Source organism: Curtobacterium sp. NPDC090223 (assembly GCF_044746585.1).
GTDB lineage: Bacteria > Actinomycetota > Actinomycetes > Actinomycetales > Microbacteriaceae > Curtobacterium.
The window spans coordinates 214,959-237,445 of sequence record NZ_JBIVCN010000001.1; the positions used below are offsets into that span (position 1 = coordinate 214,959).

The 22,487-nt window shown below is 70.9% G+C and carries 20 protein-coding genes; 16 read left to right on the forward strand and 4 right to left on the reverse strand.

Annotation, left to right across the window (positions count from 1 at the left end):
- Window positions 1–248 precede the first annotated feature (248 nt).
- The 3 genes from leuA (at window position 249) to ACIPJY_RS00965 (ending at window position 3,972) form a co-directional block, all read left to right on the forward strand.
- Window positions 249–2,021, forward strand: a complete 1,773-nt coding sequence (leuA, locus tag ACIPJY_RS00955; RefSeq protein WP_400460524.1) for a 2-isopropylmalate synthase — start codon at window positions 249–251, stop codon at window positions 2,019–2,021.
- Between the two features lie 290 nt (window positions 2,022–2,311).
- A complete protein-coding gene (gene recO / locus ACIPJY_RS00960) occupies window positions 2,312–3,178 on the forward strand; it encodes a DNA repair protein RecO (RefSeq protein ID WP_400460522.1) in 867 nt (288 codons plus the stop codon).
- On the forward strand, window positions 3,175–3,972 hold the full coding sequence (locus tag ACIPJY_RS00965) for an isoprenyl transferase (protein ID WP_400460520.1): 798 nt from the start codon (window positions 3,175–3,177) through the stop codon (window positions 3,970–3,972). Before recO ends, ACIPJY_RS00965 begins: the two co-directional genes overlap by 4 nt.
- Before the next feature lie 62 nt (window positions 3,973–4,034).
- Here the strand turns inward: ACIPJY_RS00965 and ACIPJY_RS00970 are convergent, their stop codons facing one another.
- The 3 genes from ACIPJY_RS00970 to ACIPJY_RS00980 form a co-directional block, all read right to left on the reverse strand.
- Window positions 4,035–4,226: a hypothetical protein gene (locus tag ACIPJY_RS00970; protein ID WP_400460518.1), complete on the reverse strand. Its 192-nt coding sequence runs from the start codon at window positions 4,224–4,226 to the stop codon at window positions 4,035–4,037.
- On the reverse strand, window positions 4,226–4,603 hold the full coding sequence (locus ACIPJY_RS00975) for a hypothetical protein (protein ID WP_400460516.1): 378 nt from the start codon (window positions 4,601–4,603) through the stop codon (window positions 4,226–4,228). Before ACIPJY_RS00975 ends, ACIPJY_RS00970 begins: the two co-directional genes overlap by 1 nt.
- A gap of 123 nt (window positions 4,604–4,726) precedes the next feature.
- Window positions 4,727–5,695, reverse strand: coding sequence for a LysR family transcriptional regulator (locus ACIPJY_RS00980; protein ID WP_400460514.1), 969 nt, complete (start codon window positions 5,693–5,695; stop codon window positions 4,727–4,729).
- 71 nt (window positions 5,696–5,766) lie between these two features.
- Here ACIPJY_RS00980 and ACIPJY_RS00985 point away from each other — a divergent pair, with 71 nt between their 5' ends.
- The 4 genes from ACIPJY_RS00985 (at window position 5,767) to ACIPJY_RS01000 (ending at window position 9,121) form a co-directional block, all read left to right on the forward strand.
- Complete coding sequence (locus ACIPJY_RS00985) at window positions 5,767–6,792, forward strand: aminotransferase class V-fold PLP-dependent enzyme (RefSeq protein WP_400460512.1); 1,026 nt, start codon at window positions 5,767–5,769, stop codon at window positions 6,790–6,792.
- 60 nt (window positions 6,793–6,852) lie between these two features.
- Window positions 6,853–8,238, forward strand: coding sequence for a glycine--tRNA ligase (locus ACIPJY_RS00990; protein WP_400460510.1), 1,386 nt, complete (start codon window positions 6,853–6,855; stop codon window positions 8,236–8,238).
- Window positions 8,239–8,300: 62 nt separating this feature from the next.
- Window positions 8,301–8,972, forward strand: coding sequence for a DsbA family protein (locus ACIPJY_RS00995; RefSeq protein WP_400460509.1), 672 nt, complete (start codon window positions 8,301–8,303; stop codon window positions 8,970–8,972).
- Window positions 8,969–9,121, forward strand: coding sequence for a hypothetical protein (locus ACIPJY_RS01000; protein ID WP_400460507.1), 153 nt, complete (start codon window positions 8,969–8,971; stop codon window positions 9,119–9,121). The genes ACIPJY_RS00995 and ACIPJY_RS01000 overlap by 4 nt, the downstream gene beginning before the upstream one ends.
- Before the next feature lie 9 nt (window positions 9,122–9,130).
- Here the strand turns inward: ACIPJY_RS01000 and ACIPJY_RS01005 are convergent, their stop codons facing one another.
- Window positions 9,131–9,613, reverse strand: a complete 483-nt coding sequence (locus ACIPJY_RS01005) for an aminoacyl-tRNA deacylase (RefSeq protein WP_400460505.1) — start codon at window positions 9,611–9,613, stop codon at window positions 9,131–9,133.
- Between the two features lie 47 nt (window positions 9,614–9,660).
- On the opposite strand from ACIPJY_RS01005, the gene dusB reads away from it, so the two are divergent.
- The 9 genes from dusB (at window position 9,661) to ACIPJY_RS01050 (ending at window position 22,197) form a co-directional block, all read left to right on the forward strand.
- Window positions 9,661–10,815: a tRNA dihydrouridine synthase DusB gene (gene dusB / locus ACIPJY_RS01010; RefSeq protein WP_400460503.1), complete on the forward strand. Its 1,155-nt coding sequence runs from the start codon at window positions 9,661–9,663 to the stop codon at window positions 10,813–10,815.
- Entirely contained in the window at window positions 10,812–12,101 is a 1,290-nt protein-coding gene (locus tag ACIPJY_RS01015; RefSeq protein WP_400460501.1) for a deoxyguanosinetriphosphate triphosphohydrolase, read from the forward strand. The genes dusB and ACIPJY_RS01015 overlap by 4 nt, the downstream gene beginning before the upstream one ends.
- Before the next feature lie 39 nt (window positions 12,102–12,140).
- Complete coding sequence (dnaG, locus tag ACIPJY_RS01020) at window positions 12,141–14,060, forward strand: DNA primase (protein ID WP_400460499.1); 1,920 nt, start codon at window positions 12,141–12,143, stop codon at window positions 14,058–14,060.
- A gap of 560 nt (window positions 14,061–14,620) precedes the next feature.
- On the forward strand, window positions 14,621–16,240 hold the full coding sequence (locus tag ACIPJY_RS01025; protein WP_400460497.1) for an ABC transporter substrate-binding protein: 1,620 nt from the start codon (window positions 14,621–14,623) through the stop codon (window positions 16,238–16,240).
- Window positions 16,241–16,335: 95 nt separating this feature from the next.
- The gene (locus tag ACIPJY_RS01030; RefSeq protein WP_400460893.1) at window positions 16,336–17,406 is read left to right on the forward strand and encodes an ABC transporter permease; all 1,071 of its coding nucleotides are present in this window, start codon (window positions 16,336–16,338) and stop codon (window positions 17,404–17,406) included.
- Between the two features lie 2 nt (window positions 17,407–17,408).
- Window positions 17,409–18,419 (forward strand): ABC transporter permease, encoded by a 1,011-nt coding sequence (locus tag ACIPJY_RS01035; protein ID WP_400460495.1) that lies wholly within the window; start codon window positions 17,409–17,411, stop codon window positions 18,417–18,419.
- Window positions 18,416–20,137, forward strand: a complete 1,722-nt coding sequence (locus ACIPJY_RS01040) for an ABC transporter ATP-binding protein (protein ID WP_400460493.1) — start codon at window positions 18,416–18,418, stop codon at window positions 20,135–20,137. Before ACIPJY_RS01035 ends, ACIPJY_RS01040 begins: the two co-directional genes overlap by 4 nt.
- Window positions 20,138–20,308: 171 nt before the next feature.
- Window positions 20,309–21,190 (forward strand): ATP-binding cassette domain-containing protein, encoded by an 882-nt coding sequence (locus tag ACIPJY_RS01045; protein WP_400460491.1) that lies wholly within the window; start codon window positions 20,309–20,311, stop codon window positions 21,188–21,190.
- The gene (locus tag ACIPJY_RS01050; RefSeq protein ID WP_400460489.1) at window positions 21,187–22,197 is read left to right on the forward strand and encodes a D-isomer specific 2-hydroxyacid dehydrogenase family protein; all 1,011 of its coding nucleotides are present in this window, start codon (window positions 21,187–21,189) and stop codon (window positions 22,195–22,197) included. The genes ACIPJY_RS01045 and ACIPJY_RS01050 overlap by 4 nt, the downstream gene beginning before the upstream one ends.
- The last annotated feature ends 290 nt before the right edge of the window (window positions 22,198–22,487 follow it).

A 22,487-nucleotide genomic window follows, 5' to 3' on the forward strand; every position in this document is an offset into this window, starting at 1 on the left:
TCCAGGTGTCCCGTTTCGTGCGTGCGGCGGCACGAGATGCCGTGATTGTGGAACCCCGGGCGACGGACCGCACCCGCCCGCGCCCGCCCGCACCCTGTCACACGGGTGGGGAGCGGTGCTACCGTTGGCAGCGATGTACTCGGCGCTCCTCCTTCTTCGCTGCCGCGACGAGGCCTGACACAACGGCCCACCTCGTCGCGGAGTCCGTCGTGGCCGCACACTCCACCACACGACGAAAGTGCGACACCATGCAGAACACCCAGCGCCCCTCCGGGATGCCGATCCACAAGTACGTCCCCTTCCACGAGCAGATCACCGTCGAGCTGCCCGACCGCACCTGGCCGACGAAGCGCATCGACAAGGCGCCGCGCTGGTGCGCAGTGGACCTCCGTGACGGCAACCAGGCCCTCATCGACCCGATGGACGCCGAGCGCAAGCGCGCGATGTTCGACCTGCTCGTCCGCATGGGCTACAAGGAGATCGAGGTCGGGTTCCCCAGCGCCTCGCAGACGGACTTCGACTTCGTGCGCAGCCTCATCGACGAGGGCGCCATCCCCGACGACGTCACCATCCAGGTCCTGACCCAGGCGCGCGAGCACCTGATCCAGCGCACGTACGAGGCGATCGACGGCGCGAAGCAGGCCATCGTCCACCTGTACAACTCGACGTCGATCGTCCAGCGCGAGGTCGTCTTCCGCACCGACGTGCAGGGCGTCGTCGACATCGCCGTCGCCGGAGCGAAGCTCTGCAAGGCGGCCGAGGCGACCCTGCAGCACGACACGACGGTGTACTACGAGTACTCGCCGGAGTCCTACACGGGCACCGAGCTCGAAGTCGCGCTGCAGATCTGCAACGCCGTGCTCGAGGTCTTCGAGCCGACCCCGGAGCGCAAGGTCATCATCAACCTGCCCGCCACGGTCGAGATGGCGACGCCGAACGTCTACGCCGACTCGATCGAGTGGATGTCGCGGAACCTCGCCCACCGCCAGGACGTGATCCTGTCGCTGCACCCGCACAACGACCGCGGTACCGCCGTCGCGGCCGCCGAGCTCGGCTACATGGCCGGCGCGGACCGCATCGAGGGGTGCCTGTTCGGCAACGGGGAGCGCACCGGCAACGTCGACCTGGTCGCCCTCGGCATGAACCTGTTCACCCAGGGCATCGACCCGGAGATCTCCTTCGCGGACATCGACCAGATCAAGCGGACGGTGGAGTACTGCAACCAGCTGCCCGTGCCGGAGCGCCAGCCGTGGGCGGGCGACCTCGTCTACACGGCGTTCAGCGGGTCGCACCAGGACGCGATCAACAAGGGCTTCGACGCGATGAAGGCCAAGGCAGCCGCAGCAGGGAAGAGCATCGACGACGTCGAGTGGGCGGTGCCATACCTGCCCGTCGACCCGAAGGACATCGGCCGTTCGTACGAGGCCGTCATCCGCGTCAACTCGCAGTCCGGCAAGGGCGGGGTCGCGTACCTGCTCAAGACGGACCACGCGATCGACCTGCCCCGCAAGCTGCAGATCGAGTTCTCCGGTGTCGTGCAGCAGCGCACCGACACCGAGGGCGGCGAGTTCAGCTCCGAGAAGATCTGGGACCTGTTCCGCGACGAGTACCTGCCGTCCCCGGTCGACGAGGACAAGTGGGGCCGCTACGAGATCACGAAGACGGCGACCTCGAGCGACTTCGACGGCACGACGAACCTCTCGGTCGCGCTGCGCGTCGACGAGGGCGCCGTCACCGCCGAGGCCGTCGGCACCGGACCGATCGACGCGTTCCTCTCGGTGATGCGGGAGCAGGGCGTCGACGTGACGCTCTACGACTACTCGGAGCACACGATGAGCGCCTCCGGTGATGCCAAGGCCGCGTCGTACGTCGAGCTCGACGTCGACGGCGTGCGGCTCTGGGGCGTCGGGATCGACGCCGACATCGCGACGGCGTCGCTCAAGGCGATCGTCTCCGCGGTGAACCGCGCCGTGCGTGCCGGAGCTGCATCGGGCGCGGCCCCGGAGCTCGTCTCGGCCTGACCGTCCTCGGCGGACCTCAGGTCGCGCCCCGATGAACACATCGCGCCCCGTCCAGACGGGGCGCGATGTGCGTTCGGGGGTGCGACCCGACGGCGTTCCAACCCATCGCGGTCGCGCTGGTAAGTGAATTCGCGCGTGGGCGGTCAGAACTTCCGACCTCCTACGCGCGATTCAACCTCCTACGCACGGATCGACCTCTGGAGCGCGGCCCGACCTCCACCGCGCGGAACGACCTGCCGCGCGGGCGCCACCAGGCACGCGGTGTCGGGGGACCGGGGGATACTGGGGGGATGCCGCTCTACCGGGACGAATGCGTCGTGCTCCGCACGCACAAGCTCGGTGAAGCCGACCGCATCGTGACGATGCTGAGTCGGCAGCACGGCAAGATCCGCGCGGTCGCGAAGGGCGTCCGGCGCACCGCATCGAAGTTCGGCTCCCGACTTGAACCGTTCATGGTCGTGGACGCCCAGTTCTACGAGGGCCGCTCGCTCGACATCGTCACGCAGGCCGAGTCTCTCGGGTCGTACGGCGCGCAGATCGTCGCGGACTACAGCGCGTACACCGCAGCGAGCGCCATGGTCGAGACCGCCGACCGCCTGAGCGAGGCGGACGCCGGCCTGCAGCAGTACCTGCTGCTCGTCGGCGCGCTCCGCTCCCTGTCCCGCGGCGAGCACGTGCCCTCCGCCACCCTCGATTCGTACCTGCTGCGGGCGATGAGCATCGCGGGGTGGGCGCCCTCGTTCTCGGACTGCGCCGTCACCGGTGAACCCGGGCCGCACTCGGCCTTCGTCGTGCAGCTCGGTGGCGTGGTGGCCGACGGTGCCGCGCCTCCGGGTTCGCCACGGCTCGACTCCACGACGCTCTCGATCCTCGGGTCGTTGCTCGCCGGGGACTGGGCCACGGTGGACTCGGCCGAGGAACGCACCAGGTCGCGAGCCTCCGGCGTGGTCGCGGCCTACGCCCAGTGGCACCTGGAACGATCGCTGAAGTCGCTCCCGCACGTCGACCGCACGGAGCACCCGGCGGCGATGCCGACACACGGGCCCGGGCACGATCCGGTGGCGGCGACGGCACGCGCGGTTGCAGCGACTCCCGCACCACCCCTCCCGGAACCCGACCTCGGACCGGGCACAGCAGAAGGAACGCCCATCGCATGAGCCCCCGCCGATCCGACGCCGCCGAGCCGTTCCGGCCGATCGACTGGACCGGCGAGACGCCGCCGGCGATCCCGCAGCGGTTCGTGCCCGAGCACGTCGCGATCGTGATGGACGGCAACGGCCGGTGGGCGAACGGCCGCGGCCTGACGCGCATCGAGGGACACAAGGCGGGCGAGGCGTCGTTGCTCGACGTCGTGGCGGGCGCGATCCAGATCGGCGTCAAGCACGTCTCGGCGTACGCGTTCTCGACGGAGAATTGGAAGCGCTCCCCGGAAGAGGTCCGGTTCCTGATGGGCTTCAACCGCGACGTGATCCGCCGTCGCCGTGACCAGCTGAACGAGTGGGGTGTGCGGGTCCGGTGGGCCGGCCGGCGTCCGCGACTCTGGCGGAGCGTCATCGAGGAACTCGAGGTCGCCGAGCAGATGACGGCGGGCAACGACGTCCTGACCCTGACGATGTGTGTCAACTACGGCGGCCGGAACGAGATCGCGGACGCGGTGCGGTCCTTGGCGGAGGACGTCGCAGCGGGGAAGCTCAAGCCGAGCCAGGTGACCGAGAAGGCCCTCGCGAAGCGCCTGTACGTGCCGGAGATGCCCGACGTCGACCTGTTCCTCCGGAGCTCGGGCGAGCAGCGGACGAGCAACTTCCTGCTGTGGCAGTCCGCCTACGCCGAGATGGTGTTCCTCGACCGGCTCTGGCCGGACTTCCGACGCTCCGACCTGTGGGGCGCGATCGAGGAGTACGCGAGCCGCGATCGTCGGTACGGCGGCGCCGTGGATGCCCCCACCGCTTGACCCGGCACGCCGGCCGGCGGTCGGGCGGCGAGGACGCCGCCCAGCCGCACGCCCCGGACGGGTCAACGATGGCGTCGCCCGCTCTTGACGATCTTGTTGATGAGCAGACCTGCGACGATCGCGACCAGGCCGATCCCCACTCGAGCGCAGAGGGACACCCAGCTCGCAACGTCGGCAACCTCGATCGCGGTGAGTCCGGCCACGGCCGTCAAGCCCACGACCACGATCACGACGACAGCCGATGGGCCACGCATCACACGCATCCGCTCTTCGCTGCGTGGTCGTTCGAGAAGAAGACCTGCAATTGCTTGTTGTTCTTGCACGTGCCCTTCTGTGCTGAAACGGCCGCGGCGGCGACAGCGATGATTGCCTGGACGGCGAGGCAGGCGATCTGCCCGACAATCGTTTGGTCGAACTGGTTGAACAAGACGTCGTGCCCGCCCGAGTCGTAGCCCCCTCCGAGCCTGGCCTGGTCGTCAACCGAGACGATGTCGAACGTCATGCCGTCGCCGAGGTCGACGGTGGAATGCAGTCCGTCCGGCTCTGAGCGGTCTTCGCTCACCAGCCCCGCCTCGCGGAGATCGTCGAGCGCGGCGATCAGGTCGACCTCGCCGAGTTGCTGGGACCGCATGTCGCCCGCACTTGCGGCTGCAGGCGGGATTGCGCAGACGAGCGAGCTCGCGAGCACACCCGAGGCGAGTGCGATGCTTGCACCTGTGAGGTCATCTGGAGACACACTGGCCGGAGGACCGGGTCAGGCCAGCAACGGTTCCGCCGCGCGCACCGCCTCGAGCGCCGCCCGGACACTCGGCACCCGTTCGGCACCGCGTGCGACGACGACCTCGACCCGCCGCGCGAGCTCGTCGTCGACCGGATCGATCGACACCCCTGGTGGGATCACCGTCGTCGCGAGCGCCAGCCGGGGGAGGAGCGCCACCCCGAGTCCGGCCGCGACGAGTCCGACGACCGCTGCCGCGTTGTCGGTCTCGAGCACGATGTCCGGCACGAACCCCGCGCTCGCGCACGAGGCGAGCAGGTGCCCGCGGCAGCGCGGGCAGCCGCCGATCCAGCGCGCACCACGCAGGGAGGCGAGATCGACCGCCGTGGAACCGGCGACGGCACCGACCGAGCCGGCGGGGCGGACGTGCCCCGGGCCTCCCGACCGGACGAGCGCGGGCCGGACGACCGCGAGCCGGACGACCGCGAGCGGATCGCGACCCAGCGCCCGCGTGACGAGTGCGGCGTCGGTCGCGACGTCGTCACCGACGTACGTGAACGTCAGCGCGACGTCGACCTCGCCCCGCCGGACCAGCTCGAGCGCCTCCGGCGGCTCGACCTCGACGTACGACGTCGTGACCCCGGGGACCGCGGCCGCCATCGACGCGAGCACCGCGGGTACCAGTGTCGACGAGGCGCTCGGGAAGCCGGCGATCCGGACGCGTCCGCGGGCGAGCCCTCCGACGGCGTCGAGGTCCTCTTGTGCAGCGGTCAGGGCTGCCTGCACGTGCAACGCGTGGTCGGCGAGCACCTGTCCCGCCTCGGTCAGGGTGACGCCGCGTGCGCCCCGGAGCAGCAGCGCGTGCCCGAGTCGCTGCTCGGCTCGCTGCAGGAGCTGGCTGACGGCCGGCTGGCTGTACCCGAGGGTGGTTGCGGCGCCGGTGATCGACCCGGCGTCGGCAATCGCCCGGAGCGCGCGGAGCAGCTGCGGGTCGAGATCGTCCATAACGCAATGCTATGGCGCTGCAAAGGGAACTGCTCTGGTGTGATGGATCGGCGCACACGAGCATGATCCGCATGGACTCCTTCGTCGACGGCCACGGCTACCTCGCCGCCTGCACCGCCGGGCTCCCGACACGGGGGACCCTCGCGGCGATGCGTGCCGACCTCGACGAGTGGGGCACCGGCGGATCGAGTCCGATCCGGTACGGCGAGCTCGTGGAAGCGGGGCGCGCCCTGTTCGCGCAGATCGTCGGCGTCGATGCCAGCCGGGTCGCGATCGGCTCGCAGACCTCCGCGATGACCGCGGTCGTCGCGTCGTCGCTGCCGGACGGCGCCGAGGTCCTCGTCCCGGAGGGCGACTTCAGCTCGATCGTCTTCCCGTTCCTCGCCCAGGCGCACCGGGGGATCCGCGTCCGGAGTGTCCCGCTCGACGCCCTCGCCAGCAGCGTGCGGCCCGACACGGCGCTCGTCGCCTGGTCCGCCGTGCAGTCCGCGACGGGCGCCGTCGCCGACTCCGCGGCGATCGTCGCCGCAGCGCGCGCGGCCGGCGCCCGCACACTGTGCGACCTCACCCAGGCCGCCGGTGTCCTGCCGGTCTCCGCAGCGCCCTTCGACGTGACGGTGACGCACGCCTACAAGTGGCTCTGCGCCCCGCGCGGCGTCGCGTTCATGACGGTCTCCACGTCGGCGCTCGACTGGCTCCGGCCGGTGCAGGCCGGGTGGTACGCCGGCGAGGACGTGTGGTCCTCCTGCTACGGCCCCGCGATGCGACTCGCCGACGACGGCCGCCGGTTCGACGTCTCCCCGGCGTGGCAGGCCTGGCCCGGGGCGGTCGCCGCCCTGCGGCACGTCGCGTCCCTGGACACGGCAACGGCCTGGAGGCACGCCACGCGTCTCGCGGACCAGGTCGCCGTCGCGATGGGGTCGGCTCCGCAGGGCCAGGCCATCGTGACCTTCCCGGACGTGTCGGGTGCGGGGCTGGCGGCGCTCGGCGCTGCCGGGATCACGGCGTCGGGACGCGCCGGGCGGCTGCGGCTCGCGTTCCACCACTGGAACGACGAGTCCGACGTGAACGCCGTCGTCGCTGTGCTCTCCCGTTAGTCTTGCCGGGTTACGTTTTCCGCACCGGGCATCCAGCTCGGCGACCTGATGGAGTTCTCCTTGGCTCAGCCCTCCCGTCTCGACTCGGTCATCGCCCTCGCCAAAGGCCGTGGGTTCGTCTTCCAGTCGGGTGAGATCTACGGAGGATCCCGGTCCGCGTGGGACTACGGGCCCCTCGGCGTGGAGCTGAAGGAGAACATCAAGCGGCAGTGGTGGCAGCGGTTCGTCCGCGGCCGTGGCGACATGGTCGGCCTCGACTCCGCCGTGATCCTGCCCCGCAAGGTGTGGGAGGCCTCCGGCCACGTCGCGACCTTCACGGACCCGCTCGTCGAGTGCCTGCACTGCCACCACCGGTTCCGCGAGGACCACCTCATCGAGGCGTTCGAGGCGAAGAAGGGCCGCGCGCCCGAGGGCGGCATGGCCGAGATCGCCTGCTCGAACTGCGGCACCCGCGGCCAGTGGACCGAGCCCCGTGAGTTCTCCGGGATGCTCAAGACCTACCTCGGCCCGGTCGAGTCCGAAGAGGGACTGAACTTCCTCCGCCCGGAGACCGCGCAGGGCATCTTCGTCGACTTCGCCCAGGTCGTCACGACCAGCCGGATGAAGCCCCCGTTCGGCATCGGCCAGGTCGGGAAGGCGTTCCGCAACGAGATCACCCCCGGGAACTTCATCTTCCGCACGCGCGAGTTCGAGCAGATGGAGATCGAGTACTTCGTGCCGCCGGCCACCGCCGAGCAGCACTACGAGCAGTGGATCGCGGACTCGGTCGCCTGGTACACGGACCTCGGCATCGACCCGGAGAACCTCCGGCGCTTCGACGTGCCGGACGGCGAGCGCGCGCACTACTCCGACGCCACCGCGGACATCGAGTACCGGTTCGGCTTCCAGGGCTCCGAGTGGGGCGAGCTCATGGGTGTCGCGAACCGCACCGACTTCGACCTCAACAACCACATCGAGTCGTCCGGCAAGGACCTGCGGTTCTTCGACCAGGCCGCGAACGAGAAGTACGTGCCGTACGTCATCGAGCCGTCCTTCGGTCTGACCCGCGCACTGATGGCGTTCCTGCTCGACGCGTACCACGAGGACGAGGCCCCGAACGCGAAGGGCGGCGTCGACAAGCGCACCGTCCTGCGCCTCGACCCGCGCCTGGCCCCGGTGAAGGCCGCGGTGCTGCCGCTGTCCCGCAACGAGCAGCTCTCGCCCGTCGCCCGCGGCCTCGCCGACGACCTCCGCAAGACCTGGAACGTGGACTTCGACGACGCCGGCGCGATCGGTCGTCGCTACCGCCGCCACGACGAGATCGGCACGCCGTTCTGCATCACGGTGGACTTCGACACGCTCGAGGACAAGGCCGTCACCGTGCGCGAGCGCGACACCATGAGCCAGGAGCGCGTCTCGCTCGACCAGCTGCAGGGGTACCTCGCCGCCCGCCTGATCGGCGCCTAGCACCGCGACCGACGCGGTCGGGACCCGGGAATGCCCGGGGCCCGACCGCGTTGTCGTTGGACATGAACGACTCTGTGAAGGTCGATGTCTGGTCGGACATCGCGTGCCCCTGGTTCTACATCGGCAAGCGGAAGTTCGAGGCCGGCGTCGCCGCGTTCGGCGGCCCCGTCGACGTCGAGTACCACTCCTTCGAGCTGAGCCCGGACACCCCCGTCGACTTCGAGGGCACCGAGGCGGAGTTCCTCTCCGGCCACAAGGGCATGCCCGTGGACCAGGCGCAGCAGATGCTCGACCAGGTCACGGCGATCGCCGCGTCGGTCGGGCTCGACTACGACTTCGAGTCGATGCACCACACCAACACGGTCAAGGCCCACCAGGTCATCCACCTCGCGAAGCAGCACGGCAAGCAGCTCGAGATGGTCGAGCGGCTGTTCGCGGCGTACTTCGAGCGCGGTGAGCACGTCGGTCAGGAGTCCTCCTTGGCGGCACTCGCCGAGGAGATCGGTCTCGACCGCGACGAGGTGCTCGCCACCCTGCGCGACGACGCCAAGATCGCCGACGTTCGGGCCGACCAGGCGCAGGCCCAGGCGTACGGCATCAACGGTGTGCCGTTCTTCGTGATCGACGGCAAGTACGGCGTCTCCGGCGCCCAGGACCCGGCAGCCTTCGAGCAGGTGCTGCGCCAGGTCGTCGCGCTGCGCGAGCAGCCCGCGGACGTGGAGGCGACCCGATGACGGACCTCGACGTGCGTGGCGGGGCCGAGCCGGGCCTCCAGTCCGTCCCTGGACTCGCACCGTTGCTGACCGGAGGCGCTCCCGTGTGCGAGGGCGACTCGTGCTTCGTGCCGGGCGCCGAGGGCGACTGGTCCGAGGTCCCGGACTAGGCCCCTCGCCTAGCCGCGCGGGGGTTCCTCGTCGGTGATGTCGGCGACCGTCGCGCCGTAGGCCGCGATGAGGTCGTCGGCGTCGACGAAGGCGCTCGCGCCGTGTCGACCCGCGCCGAGGGCGACCCGGCGACCGACGATGCGTTCGTCGGCGAAGACCGGCAGGTCCCCGGCACCGATCGGGGTGATCGTCCCGCGCTCGTAGCCGGTGGCCTGGAGCGCCGTGGCGGCGTCGGGCATCGACAGCTTGTTGACGCCGACCAGCGTCCGGAGCTTCTTCCACGCGATGCTCCGCCCGCCCGGCACCAGGGCCAGCACGAAGTCGCCGTCGTGGCGCTTCACGACGAGCGTCTTGACGATGTCGCCCGGTGCGATGCCGAGCAGGTCGGCCGCCTCGGCGAGGGAGTTCGCGGCGGGCCGCTCGACCACCTCGACTCGGAGGCCCCGGGCGGCGGCGTCGGCGTCGAATCGGGCGATGGCGTCGGTCGTCATGTGGAGAACGCTACCGGCGCGTGCCGACGTGGGAGAATGGAGACCGTATGACCATCACACAAGCCCCCCGGAAGCCCCTGCGCATCGGCCCGATCGAGGTCGACGTGCCGGTCGTGCTCGCGCCGATGGCGGGCATCACGAACATGGCGTACCGCCGCCTCTGCCGCGAGTACGGCGCCGGCCTGTACGTCTGCGAGATGATCACCTCGCGGGCGCTCGTCGAACGGACCCCCGTGTCGATGCAGCTCATCCAGCACCACGAGTCCGAGACGCCGCGCTCGATCCAGCTCTACGGCGTCGAGCCGAACACCGTGGCGGAAGCCGCGACGATCCTGGTGGGCGAAGACCGCGCCGACCACATCGACCTGAACTTCGGGTGCCCGGTGCCGAAGGTCACGCGCAAGGGCGGCGGAGCGGCGCTGCCGTGGAAGCTCGACCTGTTCAAGGACCTGGTCGAGAAGACGGTCAAGGCCGCCGGTGACGTCCCGGTCACGGTGAAGATGCGCAAGGGCATCGACGCCGACCACCTCACCTACCTGGACGCGGCGCGCATCGCCCGGGACGCCGGCGTCGCCGCGGTCTCGTTGCACGCCCGTACCGCGAACGAGCACTACTCCGGGCAGGCCGACTGGTCCGCGATCGCCACCCTGAAGGAAGCCGTCACCGACATCCCGGTGCTCGGCAACGGCGACATCTGGTCCGCCGCCGACGCGCTGCGCATGGTCGACGAGACCGGCTGCGACGGCGTCGTGGTCGGGCGCGGGTGCCTCGGACGCCCGTGGCTGTTCGGCGACCTCGCTGCGGCGTTCCGCGGCGAGGGACTGCGCTACATGCCCTCCCTCGGCGAAGTGGCTGCCGGGTTCCGTCGGCATGCCGAGCTGCTCGTCGAGTTCTTCGGTTCCGAAGAGCACGGCTGCCGAGACATCCGGAAGCACGTGGCCTGGTACTTCAAGGGGTACCCGATCGGCGGCGACGTCCGCTCCGGGCTCTCGATGGCGTCCTCGCTGCAGGAGATCGACGACCTCCTCGCCCAGCTCGACGCGGACGCCCCGTACCCGGGTGCCGACGCCGAGGGGCCCCGCGGCCGCGCCGGGCACCCGAAGCGGACCGCGCTGCCCGACCGCTGGCTCGAGAGCCGCGACGTCGACGCGGAGTTCCGCAAGGTCCTCGCCGCCGCCGAGCTGCACCACAGCGGCGGATGAGCGCCCTGTCGTCCTACGGTCCCGCCGACGCCGAGCGCTGGCTGCCCGAGGAACACGGCAACCGCCGCTCGGACTTCGCCCGCGATCGTGCCCGGCTGCTGCACTCCAGTGCGCTCCGGCGGCTGGCCGCGAAGACCCAGGTGCTCAGCCCCACCACCGGGCTCGACTTCGCCCGGAACCGGCTGACCCACTCGCTCGAGGTCGCGCAGGTCGGCCGTGAGCTCGCGGACTCCCTCGGGCTGGACCCCGACGTCGTCGACACGGCGTGCCTGGCGCACGACATCGGGCACCCGCCGTTCGGACACAACGGCGAGACCGCCGTGAACGCCTGGGCCCGGGACATCGGCGGGTTCGAGGGTAACGCGCAGACGCTGCGGCTCCTCACCCGGCTCGAGCCGAAGGTGTACGGCTCCGGTCCGGACCAGGACCGCGCGTACGGGCTCAACCTGACCAGGGCGTCGCTCGACGCCTCGTGCAAGTACCCGTGGCCGGCCGCTCAGGGTGTGGCCGAGTCGTCGTCCGGTCGCACCAAGTTCGGTTTCTACGACGACGACCACGCCGCGTTCGAGTGGCTCCGTGCCGGCGCACCACGACGGCAGCGCTGCATCGAGGCGCAGGTGATGGACCTCTCCGACGACATCGCGTACTCCGTCCACGACTTCGAGGACGCCGTCGTGGCCGGGTTCATCGACGTCGCCGCGCTCGGGGACCGCGTCGGCGAGAACGACATCGTGTCGGCGATGCACGCCTGGGTCGGTGACGACCTCAGCCGCGACGAACTGCTCGAGGCGTTCGACCGTCTCCGCGCGCTGCCGCTGTGGATGACGTCGTACGACGGCTCCCGGCGCGACGCCGCACGGCTGAAGAACCTCACCTCGCAGCTCATCGGCCGCTTCGCCCGCACGGCGACGTCCGCCACGCGCCAGGCCTACGCGTCCGGGTCCCTCGTCCGGTTCGCCGCCTCGGTCGTCACCCCGCCGGAGATCATCGGCGAGATCGCGGTGCTCAAGGGCATCGTCGCGGCGTTCGTGATGACCCAGGGCGACCGGCAGCCCGTGTACGAGGAACAGCGGCGCATCCTGACCGAGCTGCTCGACGCGCTGGCGCGCCGCGGTGAGGACGCGCTCGAGCCCGGGTTCGCCGCGGACTGGCGGCAGGCCCAGGACGACACCGGGCGGCTCCGGGCCGTCGTGGACCAGGTCGCGAGCCTCACCGACCAGGGCGCCCTGGCTTGGCACCGGCGTCTCGTGGTGGGGGAGCGGGAGACCGTCCACATCCCCGTCTGAGCGGTCGGCGGCGTCCGCGGTCCGAACTAAGATCGTGGGGTGGCTGGACTCATCGCGCGGAACGACATCGACGAGGTCCGCGCGCGCGTGAACATCGCCGACGTCGTCGGTGACTACGTCACGCTCAAGTCCGCCGGGGTGGGGTCCCTCAAGGGTCTGTGCCCGTTCCACGACGAGCGTTCCCCGTCCTTCCACGTCCGTCCGCAGGTCGGTCGGTACCACTGCTTCGGGTGCGGAGAGGACGGTGACGTCTTCAGCTTCATCATGAAGCAGGACCACACCACGTTCTCCGAAGCGGTCGAGCGGATGGCCGCGAAGATCGGCTTCACCCTCCACTACGAAGAGGGCGACGGGCCCCGCACCGACTACAACACCCGTGCCCGGCTGATCGCCGCGAACGAAGCCGCGCTGCAGTTCTACGTCGCGCAGCTGACGACCGCCGCGGCCGACCCGGCGCGGCGGTTCCTCGGCGAACGCGGCTTCGACCCGTCGGCCGCGCAGCACTTCGGCGTGGGCTTCGCGCCGAAGTCGTTCGACGCGCTGAAGGACCACCTCAAGGGGCGCGGCTTCACGATGGAGGAACTCACGTCCGCCGGGCTCGTCAGCCAGGGCGACCGTTCCCCGTACGACCGCTTCCGCGGGCGGCTGATGTGGCCGATCCGCGACGTCACGGGCGCCACGATCGGCTTCGGCGCACGTCGCCTGCTCGAGGACGACAAGGGCCCGAAGTACCTGAACACCCCGGACACGCCGATCTACCACAAGAGCCAGGTGCTCTACGGCATCGACCTCGCCCGCCGGGACATCTCGAAGCAGAAGCAGGTCGTCATCGTCGAGGGCTACACCGACGTGATGGCGTGCCATCTCGCCGGGGTCACCACAGCGGTGGCCACGTGCGGCACGTCCTTCGGGGTCGACCACATCAAGGTGCTGCGTCCGATGCTCGGCGACGTCGGTGGCGGCGACCCGAACGCCAACGGCGAGGTCGTCTTCACGTTCGACCCGGACGAAGCGGGGCAGCGTGCGGCGTCGCGTGCCTTCGCGGAAGAGCAGCGGTTCGCCGCCCAGACGTTCGTCGCGGTGGCGCCGGGGGGACTCGACCCGTGCGACCTCCGTCTGGCGCGGGGCGACGACGCGATCCGCCGACTCGTGACGAACAAACGGCCGATGTTCGAGTTCATGATCCGCCGCACCCTCGACGGGCACGACCTCGAGACGGTCGAGGGCCGCGTCGCCGCCCTGCGCTCCGCCGCGCCGGTGCTCGCCGGCATCCGGGACCGCTCCCTCACCCAGGGGTACGTCCGCGAACTGGCCGGGTGGCTCGGCATGGAGATGGCCGAGGTCCGCCGGGCCGTCGACGGTGCACGCCGTGCGTCGTCCGGGTCCTCGTCCTCGTCCGGCGCTGGGCGGGGAGTCCCCGTCGGACAGGCCGGTCCCGGCGGGCAGATGGTCGCTCCGCTCGACGAACCCGTCGCGGGGATCCGATCACTGCCGAACGACCCGATCACCCGGATGGAGCGCGACGCCGTGATGGCGATGGTGCAGCAGCCGACGTCGGTCGGCGCGCCGCTGCTCGGGCTCGCGGCCGCGGCGACGTTCTCCGCGCCGATGCTCGCCGTCGTGCGGGACGCCGTCGTCGCCAACGTCGACGCGCTCGGGCGGCCGGACTGGCTCGACCGGTTGACCTCGGACGTGCCGGCGCCGGTCCGGGGGCTCGTGTCCGAGCTCGCACTGGCGCCGATCCCCGCGCGCAACGACGAGGACCTCGCGATCTACTGCCGGGGAATCGTCGTCGCGCTCGTCGAGCGGGACCTGCTCGCACGCAAGGCCTCGTTGCTCGGACAGCTGCAGCGCGCGGACCCGAACGAGCACGCCGACCGTCGTGCCGACCTGCAGCGCCAGCTCGTCGACATCGACGCCCAGCGCATGCGGCTGCGCGCCGACGCCCAGGCGTCGTAGGGGCGCGGCGCCGCACGCGCGCCGCGCTGCGCAGCGCGCGTGGCGCGCGCAGCGCGGTGCGCTGTGCGCGCGGCCGCAGTGTGCGAGCTTCCGTACACGGTGCGAGCCAACGGGCCCCGCACCGTGTACGGAACCCCGCACGCTGCGGGTGCCGGCCCCGCGGCCTCGCACGGTGCGGGGCGGAGGCGGGGCGAGCCTCCAAGCCGGTCGTGCCGCCGCGTGCCGGTGCGTGCCGGGTCAGGCCGGGACGGGCGTCGGTGAGATCGCACTTCGTGTCGCTTCGTCCCCGCGGGAGGCGACACGAAGTGCGATCTCACCGCCAGCGGGCCCCGCGCGCGGCGCGCGTTGCGCGACGCAACATGCTTGCGCGCGCCGCCGCGCGCCGAGGCGGAATCATGCGTCACGCGCGGGACTCGTGCGTTACAGCGGTGTAACAAAACCTTCCCCGCCGAAAGAAATTCCGTGGCAGGGTGTCTCTCAATGAGTGTCCCGGGCCGGCACACAGCAGTTCCACCGCCCGGCCGGGGACTCCTGCAACCATCACCAGAGAGGCATCGGATATGGCATCCGTGACCAAGTGGGGCAAGCGCACGATCGCGCTCGGCGCTGGAGCAGCAGCGACGGCGCTGGTGCTCACCGGCTGCGCGGGCGGCAGCGGCTCGTCCAGCACCGACCTGAACGGCCTGATCATCGGCACGACCGACTCGATCACATCGCTCGACCCGGCCGGTTCCTACGACAACGGCTCGTTCGCCGTGCAGAACCAGGTGTTCCCGTTCTTGATGAACACCCCCGTCGGCAGCCCGGACGTCAAGCCGGACATCGCGACCAAGGGCGAGTTCACGAACCCGACGACCTACACGGTCACGCTCAAGAAGGGGCTCGAGTTCGCGAACGGCCACAAGCTCACCTCGAGCGACGTGAAGTTCTCGTTCGACCGTGAGCTGAAGATCAACAACGAGAACGGCCCGCAGTCGCTGCTCGCGAACCTCAAGAGCATCGACACGCCGGACGCCACGACCGTGGTGTTCAACCTCGACCACGCGGACCAGACCTGGCCGCAGGTGCTCTCGAGCCCGGCCGGCCCGATCGTGGACGAAGACGTCTTCTCGGCCGACAAGCTCACCCCCGCGGCGGACATCGTCAAGGGCAAGGCGTTCGCCGGGCAGTACGAGATCACCTCGTACAAGGAGAACCAGCTCATCCAGTACAAGGCGAACGCCAAGTACGACGGGCTGCTCGGCAAGGCGAAGACCGACGAGGTGACGGCCAACTACTACACCAAGGAGACCGACCTCAAGCTCGCGGTCCAGAAGGGCGACGTCGACGTGGCGTACCGCTCCCTGACCCCGACGGACATCGCGTCGCTCCGCAAGGACGACAAGCTGACGGTCACCGACGGCCCCGGCGGCGAGATCCGCTACCTGGTCTTCAACTTCAAGTCGCAGCCCTTCGGCACCGGCCAGTCCGACGCCGACGCCGACAAGGCCCTCGCGGTGCGTCAGGCGGTCGCGGACGTCGTCGACCGTGACGCGCTCGCGAAGGAGGTCTACAACAACACGTACACGCCGCTGTACTCGATGGTGCCGGACGGCCTCACCGGTGCCGCGACGCCGTTCAAGTCGCTCTACGGCGACGGCAACGGCGCCCCGGACGTCGACAAGGCCAAGAAGGCCCTGAGCGACGCCGGCGTCTCCGGCAAGGTGCAGCTCGACATCCAGTACGCACCGGACCACTACGGTTCGGCGTCGGACGACGAGTACGCGCTGCTCAAGACCCAGCTCGAGAAGTCGGGCCTGTTCACCGTGAACATCCAGTCGACGGTCTACACGACCTACGCCCAGGAGCGCACGAAGGACTCGTACCCGGAGTACCAGCTCGGCTGGTTCCCGGACTTCTCGGACGCGGACAACTACCTGTCGCCGTTCTTCACGAAGGACAACTTCGTGCAGAACCACTACGACGACAGCGTGATCCAGGACCTCATCGCCAAGGAGCAGGCCGAGTCCGACCCGGCCAAGCGCGCTGACCTCATCGAGCAGGCCCAGCAGCGTGAGGCGACGCAGATCTCCACGCTGCCGCTGCTGCAGGGCAAGTCCGTGGCGGTCGCGAGCAAGGACGTCAAGGGCCTCAAGCTCGACGCCTCGTTCAAGTTCCGCTACGCGACGCTCAGCAAGTAACCCGACGAACGACAGGGGGCGCTCCCACGAGGGGCGCCCCCTGTCGGCGTCATCCGAAAGGCACCCATCCCGTGACCCTCACGAACCCCGAGGCGATCGACACGGAGCCCACGAAGCCGCAGGCACAGCGACGTGCCAACGGCGGCGGCGGCATCGGTCGGTACATCCTCATCCGCTTCCTCCTCATCTTCCCGACCGTCTTCATCCTGGTGACGCTCGTGTTCTTCCTGATGCGCATCATCGGGAACCCGATCGTCGCCTCGGTCGGCGGCCGTCTCACCGCGGCGCAGCTGCAGGAACGCCTGCACGCCGCCGGGTACGACCGGCCGGTCATCGTCCAGTACCTGGAGTACCTCGGCAACATCGCCAGGGGTGACTTCGGCACCACGGCGACGGACCACCGGCCGATCACCGAGATCATCGTCACGTACGGCGGCGCGACCGCGGAGCTCGTGTTCTACGCGCTCATCGTCGCGCTCGTGCTCGGCATCCCGCTCGGCATGCTCGCCGCGTACCTGCGCGACAAGTGGCCGGACGTGCTCCTCCGCGCCCTGGCGATCCTGACCTACGCGACCCCGGTGTTCTTCGGCGGCCTGCTCATGAAGCTCGTGTTCTCGGTGTGGCTCGGCTGGCTGCCGCTCGGCGACCGCGCGTCGACCCGGGTGGAGCTCGCACTCGACCAGGTCCCCGGCGCGACGGGCATCTACATCATCGACGCGCTCCGCACCGGCAACGGCCAGATCATCGGCGACGTGCTGCTGCACGCCGTCCTGCCCGCGCTGACGCTCGGCCTGCTGACCGCCGGCATCTTCCTGCGCCTGGTGCGCGCGAACATGATCGGGTCGCTCGGCTCCGAGTACGTCGACGCGGCCCGGTCCCGTGGCGTCCGCGAGTCGCGGCTCGTCCGGACCCACGCGTTCCGACCGGCGCTCGTGCCGATCATCACCGTGATGGGCCTGCAGATCGCCATGCTGCTCGGTGGCTCGGTCCTCACCGAGACCACGTTCGGCTGGCGCGGGCTCGGCTTCGAGCTCAACCAGTACCTGTCGGCCCGTGACTTCGTCGCGGTCCAGGGCATCGTCGCGATGCTCGCGGTGATCGTGGCGGTGACGAACTTCGTCGTCGACGTCGTCGCAGCCCTGATCGACCCGAGAGTGAGGTTCTGAACATGTCCGACACCACACTCGTCGACCGTCACGAGCCGCTGTGGAAGCGCCTGCCCGTCGTCGTCCAACTGCGCCGCAGCACCGGGTGGCAGCGCGCGATGCTCATCGTCGGCGTGGTCATCTGCGCCGTCTACCTGCTCGTCGCGGTCTTCGCCCCGCTCATCGCCCCGTACGGCTTCGGCCAGCTGCAGGGTGACGACGGCGTGAGCTTCCCCCGCACGGGCGCACCGAGCGCCGAGCACATCTGGGGCACCACGGTCGGCGGCTTCGACGTGTTCAGCCGCGTCGTGTTCGGCACCCGCACCGCCGTGCTCGTCGTCATCGTGGCGGTCATCGTCTCGATCATCATCGGCGTCCTGCTCGGCATGGTCTCCGGCTACATCGGCGGCTGGCTCGACCGCGTGCTCGTCGTCGTGGCCGACGCGATCTACGCGTTCCCGTCGCTGCTGCTGGCGATCGTCGTCTCGATCGTGGTCTCCGGTGGCAACTCGAGCTACTACGGCGGCATCACTGCGGCGGCGATCTCGATCACCGTGGTCTACGTTCCGCAGTACTTCCGCGTGGTCCGCGCCGAGGCCGTCCGCCTGAAGAACGACGCGTTCGTCGAGTCGGCCCGCGTGATGGGCACGAACCCGTGGCGCATCATGACGCGGCACGTGCTCCGGAACTCGACGCGCTCCCTGCCGCTCATCCTGACGCTCAACGCGAGCGACGCGATCCTGACCCTGGCCGGCCTCGGCTTCCTCGGGTTCGGCATCGGCCCGACCGCGGGTGCCGAGTGGGGCTACGACCTCAGCCGGGCACTGTCCGACGTGGCGTCGGGCGTCTGGTGGACCGGTGTCTACCCCGGTGTCGCCATCGTGGTCCTGGTCCTCGGGGTCACGTTCATCGGCGAGAGCCTCAACGACATCTCCGATCCCCGCCTGCGTGCGCGCCGGCGGCTGAAGCAGCTGGTGAGCACCCGCGACAAGCGCGGCGGGACCACCGGAGCAGAAGGGGCGGCAGCAGCATGAGCACCCCCAGCAACACGAACGCCCCCGGCAGCAACGCCTCCGAGCCCGGCGGCAACGCCTCCGAGCCCGTCGTCGTCGTCGACGACCTGACGGTCACCTTCGCGACCGACGGCGGCGCCGTCGACGCGGTCAAGGGCGTCAGCATCGACGTCCGCCCCGGCGAGGTCCTGGCCCTGGTCGGCGAGTCCGGCTCCGGCAAGTCGGTGACCGCCAGGAGCATGCTCCGCCTGATGCCGGAGACGGCGACCCTCGGCGGCGCGGTGCTCCTCGACGGCACCGACGTCGTCACGGTCGGCTCGCAGAAGCTCCGCGAACTCCGCGGTACCGCCGGCGCGATGGTGTTCCAGGAGCCCTCGACGGCGCTCAACCCGGTCTTCACGGTCGGGTGGCAGATCGCCGAGGGACTCCGCGCCCACGGCGGAGTCTCCAGGAAAGAGGCGCGCGCGAAGGCGATCGACTACCTCGGCCGGGTCGGCATCCCCGACCCCGAGGTCCGCGTCGACCACTACCCGCACCAGTTCTCCGGCGGGCAGAAGCAGCGCGTCGTGATCGCCAGTGCGCTCGCCCTCGAGCCGTCGGTGATCATCGCGGACGAGCCGACCACCGCCCTCGACGTGACGGTCCAGGCGGAGATCCTCGACCTGCTCCGCCGGTGCCGGGACGAGTTCGGCGCGGCGATCGTCATCATCACGCACAACATGGGCGTGGTCGCCGACCTGGCCGACCGCGTCGCCGTGATGTACCAGGGCGAGGTCGTGGAAGAGGCCCCGGTCGCCGAGCTGTTCGGCAACCCGAAGGCCGACTACACCAAGCGCCTGCTCGCCGCGGTCCCGCGGCTCGAGGCGTCCACCGGTGTCGCGCGGCGCGCCATCATCACCGAGGACGTCGAGCCCGTCGTCGAGGCCAGGGCGCTCGAGATCGAGTACCCGGGCCGGCTCGGCGCGCACGCGTTCAAGGCGGTCAAGGGCGTCGACCTGGCGATCCGTCCCGGCGAGGTCCTCGGCCTGGTGGGGGAGTCCGGCTCCGGCAAGACCACCATCGGCCGCGCCATCGCGGGGCTGACGAGGGTCACGGGCGGTTCCCTCCGGGTCCTCGGCACCGAGATGCTCGGGTACCGCGAGCGCGACTTCAAGCGCCTCCGGAAGGACATCGGGTTCGTCTTCCAGGACCCGGCCACGTCGTTCAACCCGCTGCTGACGATCGCCGAGTGCGTCGCCGAGCCGCTCGTCGTGCACGGCGTGGCGTCCTCGCCGCGTGCCGCGCGCAAGCAGGTCGACGAGCTCATGGAGGCCGTGCAGCTCCCCGCCGCGTACGGCGACCGGTACCCGCACGAGCTCTCCGGCGGGCAGCGCCAGCGCGCGTCCCTCGCCCGGTCGCTCGCGCTCCGGCCGAAGCTGCTCATCGCCGACGAGCCGACCAGCGCGCTCGACGTGTCCGTGCAGGCCCGCGTGCTCGAGCTCTTCCTCGAGCTGCAGCAGGACTTCGGGTTCGCGTCGCTGTTCATCAGCCACGACCTCGCGGTCGTCGGTGCGCTCTCGGACCGCATCGCGGTGCTGTACCGCGGGGACCTGGTCGAGACGGGCACCACCGCAGAGGTCCTCGGCTCGCCGAAGCACCCCTACACGCAGCGACTCCTGGCGTCGCTGCCGGTGCCGGACCCGGCGGAACAGGCCGAGCGACGGCGTACGCTGGAACGACTGGAGCAGGCAGGGGCCTGATCGCCGTCTGCGGTTCTGCAGACGGGTCCTGATCCGACCCATCCTGGAGGCCCGGCTCGCGTCGACGACGCAGGTCGGGCCTCCAGGCGGCTGGCTCCTGCAGCACCACGTACGTCGCGCGGACCGGTCACGTCCGCGCTGCGCCGCCAGGGGCGGCGCGGAAGGGGTTCCATGATCGGGGTCAACGACCCGGCGGTCGTCGCGGACGACGTCGCCATCGAGTACCGGGTTCCGGGAGCGCGCCCGATCCGGGCGGTCGACGGTGTCAGCCTCACCGTCCGCAGCGGGGAGATCCTCGCGGTGCTGGGGGAGTCCGGCTCGGGCAAGTCGAGCTTCGCCGCCGCGGTCGCCGGGCAGCTCGGCGCCCGCGGCGAAGGCGAGGGCGCGCACCGTCGCCACATCGTCGGCGGGGAACTGACCGTCCTCGGGCAGAAGATGCGTGGACTCCGTGCCTCGTCGCGGCGGCTCGCCCGGCTGACCGGGCGGATCGGGTACCTGTCGCAGGACGCCGCCGACCGGCTCAGCCCCGACCTGACCGTCGGCGAGGCGATCGCCGAACCGATCTACGCCCGTGACCGCCGCTTCGACCGGAAGGAGGCGGGGCTCATCGTCGCCAGACTCGTCGACGCGGTGCACCTGCCGCTCGGGGTCATGCGGCTGAACACCTGGGAGCTGTCGAGCGGGCAGCGGCAGCGTGTGGCGCTCGCGCAGGCGCTCGTCCTCGAGCCGCAGCTGCTCGTCGCCGACGAGCCCGCACGCGGCGTCGACGTGCTCGTCCGCCAGTCCGTGCTCGAGGCCCTCGCCGGCCTGCAGCGCAACCGGCAGTTCTCCGCCGTCGTCGTGTCGAGCGACCTCCGGGAAGCCCGTGCCCTCGCCGATCGCGTGGCGGTCATGAGCGAGGGCCGGCTCGTCGGGCTCGGCACCTTCGACGAGGTCCTCGACAGCCCCGTCGACCCCTACGTCCGGACGCTCGCCTCGACGGCGGCGCGACCGGTGAAGCGCCCGGCCGGTGCGGGGACCGGCCCCCGCACGTCCCGACAGGAGCAGTCATGACCGACACCGACGTCCAGCCCCGCGGCCACCGTGCCGTCGTGACCGATGCCGGTGCGCCGCTCCCGGTGCCCCCGCCCACCGCCGGACCCATCGCGATCCTGCCGTCCCCGGCGGAGCTGCACGTCTCCGCGGTCTCGGCCGCCGGCGGCACCGTCGCCCCGCTCGGACCGGACACGCGCGGCATCGTCTGGCTCGACCCGCGTGACCCGTCCGGGCTCGCCGCGGCGCTCGACGCGGCACCGTCGGTGTCCTGGGTGCAGCTGCCGTTCGCCGGCGTCGACGCCTTCGCCGAACTGATCGCATCGCACGGTGACACCGTCCTGTTCACCTCGGCGAAGGGTGCCTACGCGGAGCCGGTCGCCGAGCACGCCCTGGCGCTGACGCTCGCGACGCTCCGGGTGCTGCCGGCCCGGGCCCGTGCGACGTCCTGGGCGACGAAGCCCGAGGGCGTGTCGCTCTACGGCCGCACCGTCGTGGTGATCGGCGCCGGTGGCATCGCGCTCGAGTACCTGCGGCTCCTCGCGCCGTTCGACGTGGACGTGACCGTGGTGCGACGCTCGTCCGCTCCGGTGCCGGGCGCGTCCCGGACCGTGACGACCGACGAGCTCGACGCGGTGCTCCCCACCGCGGACGTCGTGATGATCGCCGCGGCGATGACCTCGGGGACCTCGAAGCTCTTCGGCGCGCACCAGTTCTCGATCATGCAGCCGTCGGCGCGCCTGGTGAACATCGCCCGCGGCGGACTCGTCGACACCGACGCGCTCGTGGACGCGCTGCACGCGGGGGAGATCGCCGGCGCGGGCGTGGACGTGACCGACCCGGAACCCCTGCCGGATGGACACCCGCTCTGGGACGCCCCGGGCGCGATCGTGACGCCGCACCAGGCCGACACGCCGGAGATGGTGGCGCCGCTGCTCGCCGAGCGGGTGCGGGTGAACGTGGCCGCGTTCCTCGCCGGCACCGGCGAGGGCTTCGTCGGCATCGTCGACCCCGTCGCCGGGTACTGACGCGCGGGGCCCGGGCGCTCGGGGCTCGGGGCCCTGGGGGCCCGGTGCCCCCGGGGGCCCGGGGCCCCGGTGCCCCCGGGGCCCCCGGGGGCGCGGGGCCGGGCCCCGGGGGCAGTGTGCGCGGTTGCGTACACGGTGCGAGGGTCGCGCCGTCCCACGGTGTACGCAACCTCGCACCGTGCGGGCGCCACCTCGCACGGTGCGAGGTGCGCGGCACGCCCGGGGTGCGTGGCCGATGCGCGGGGCTCGTCCGATGTACTGCTATGCTGTTACCCGTTGTTCAGACCGGC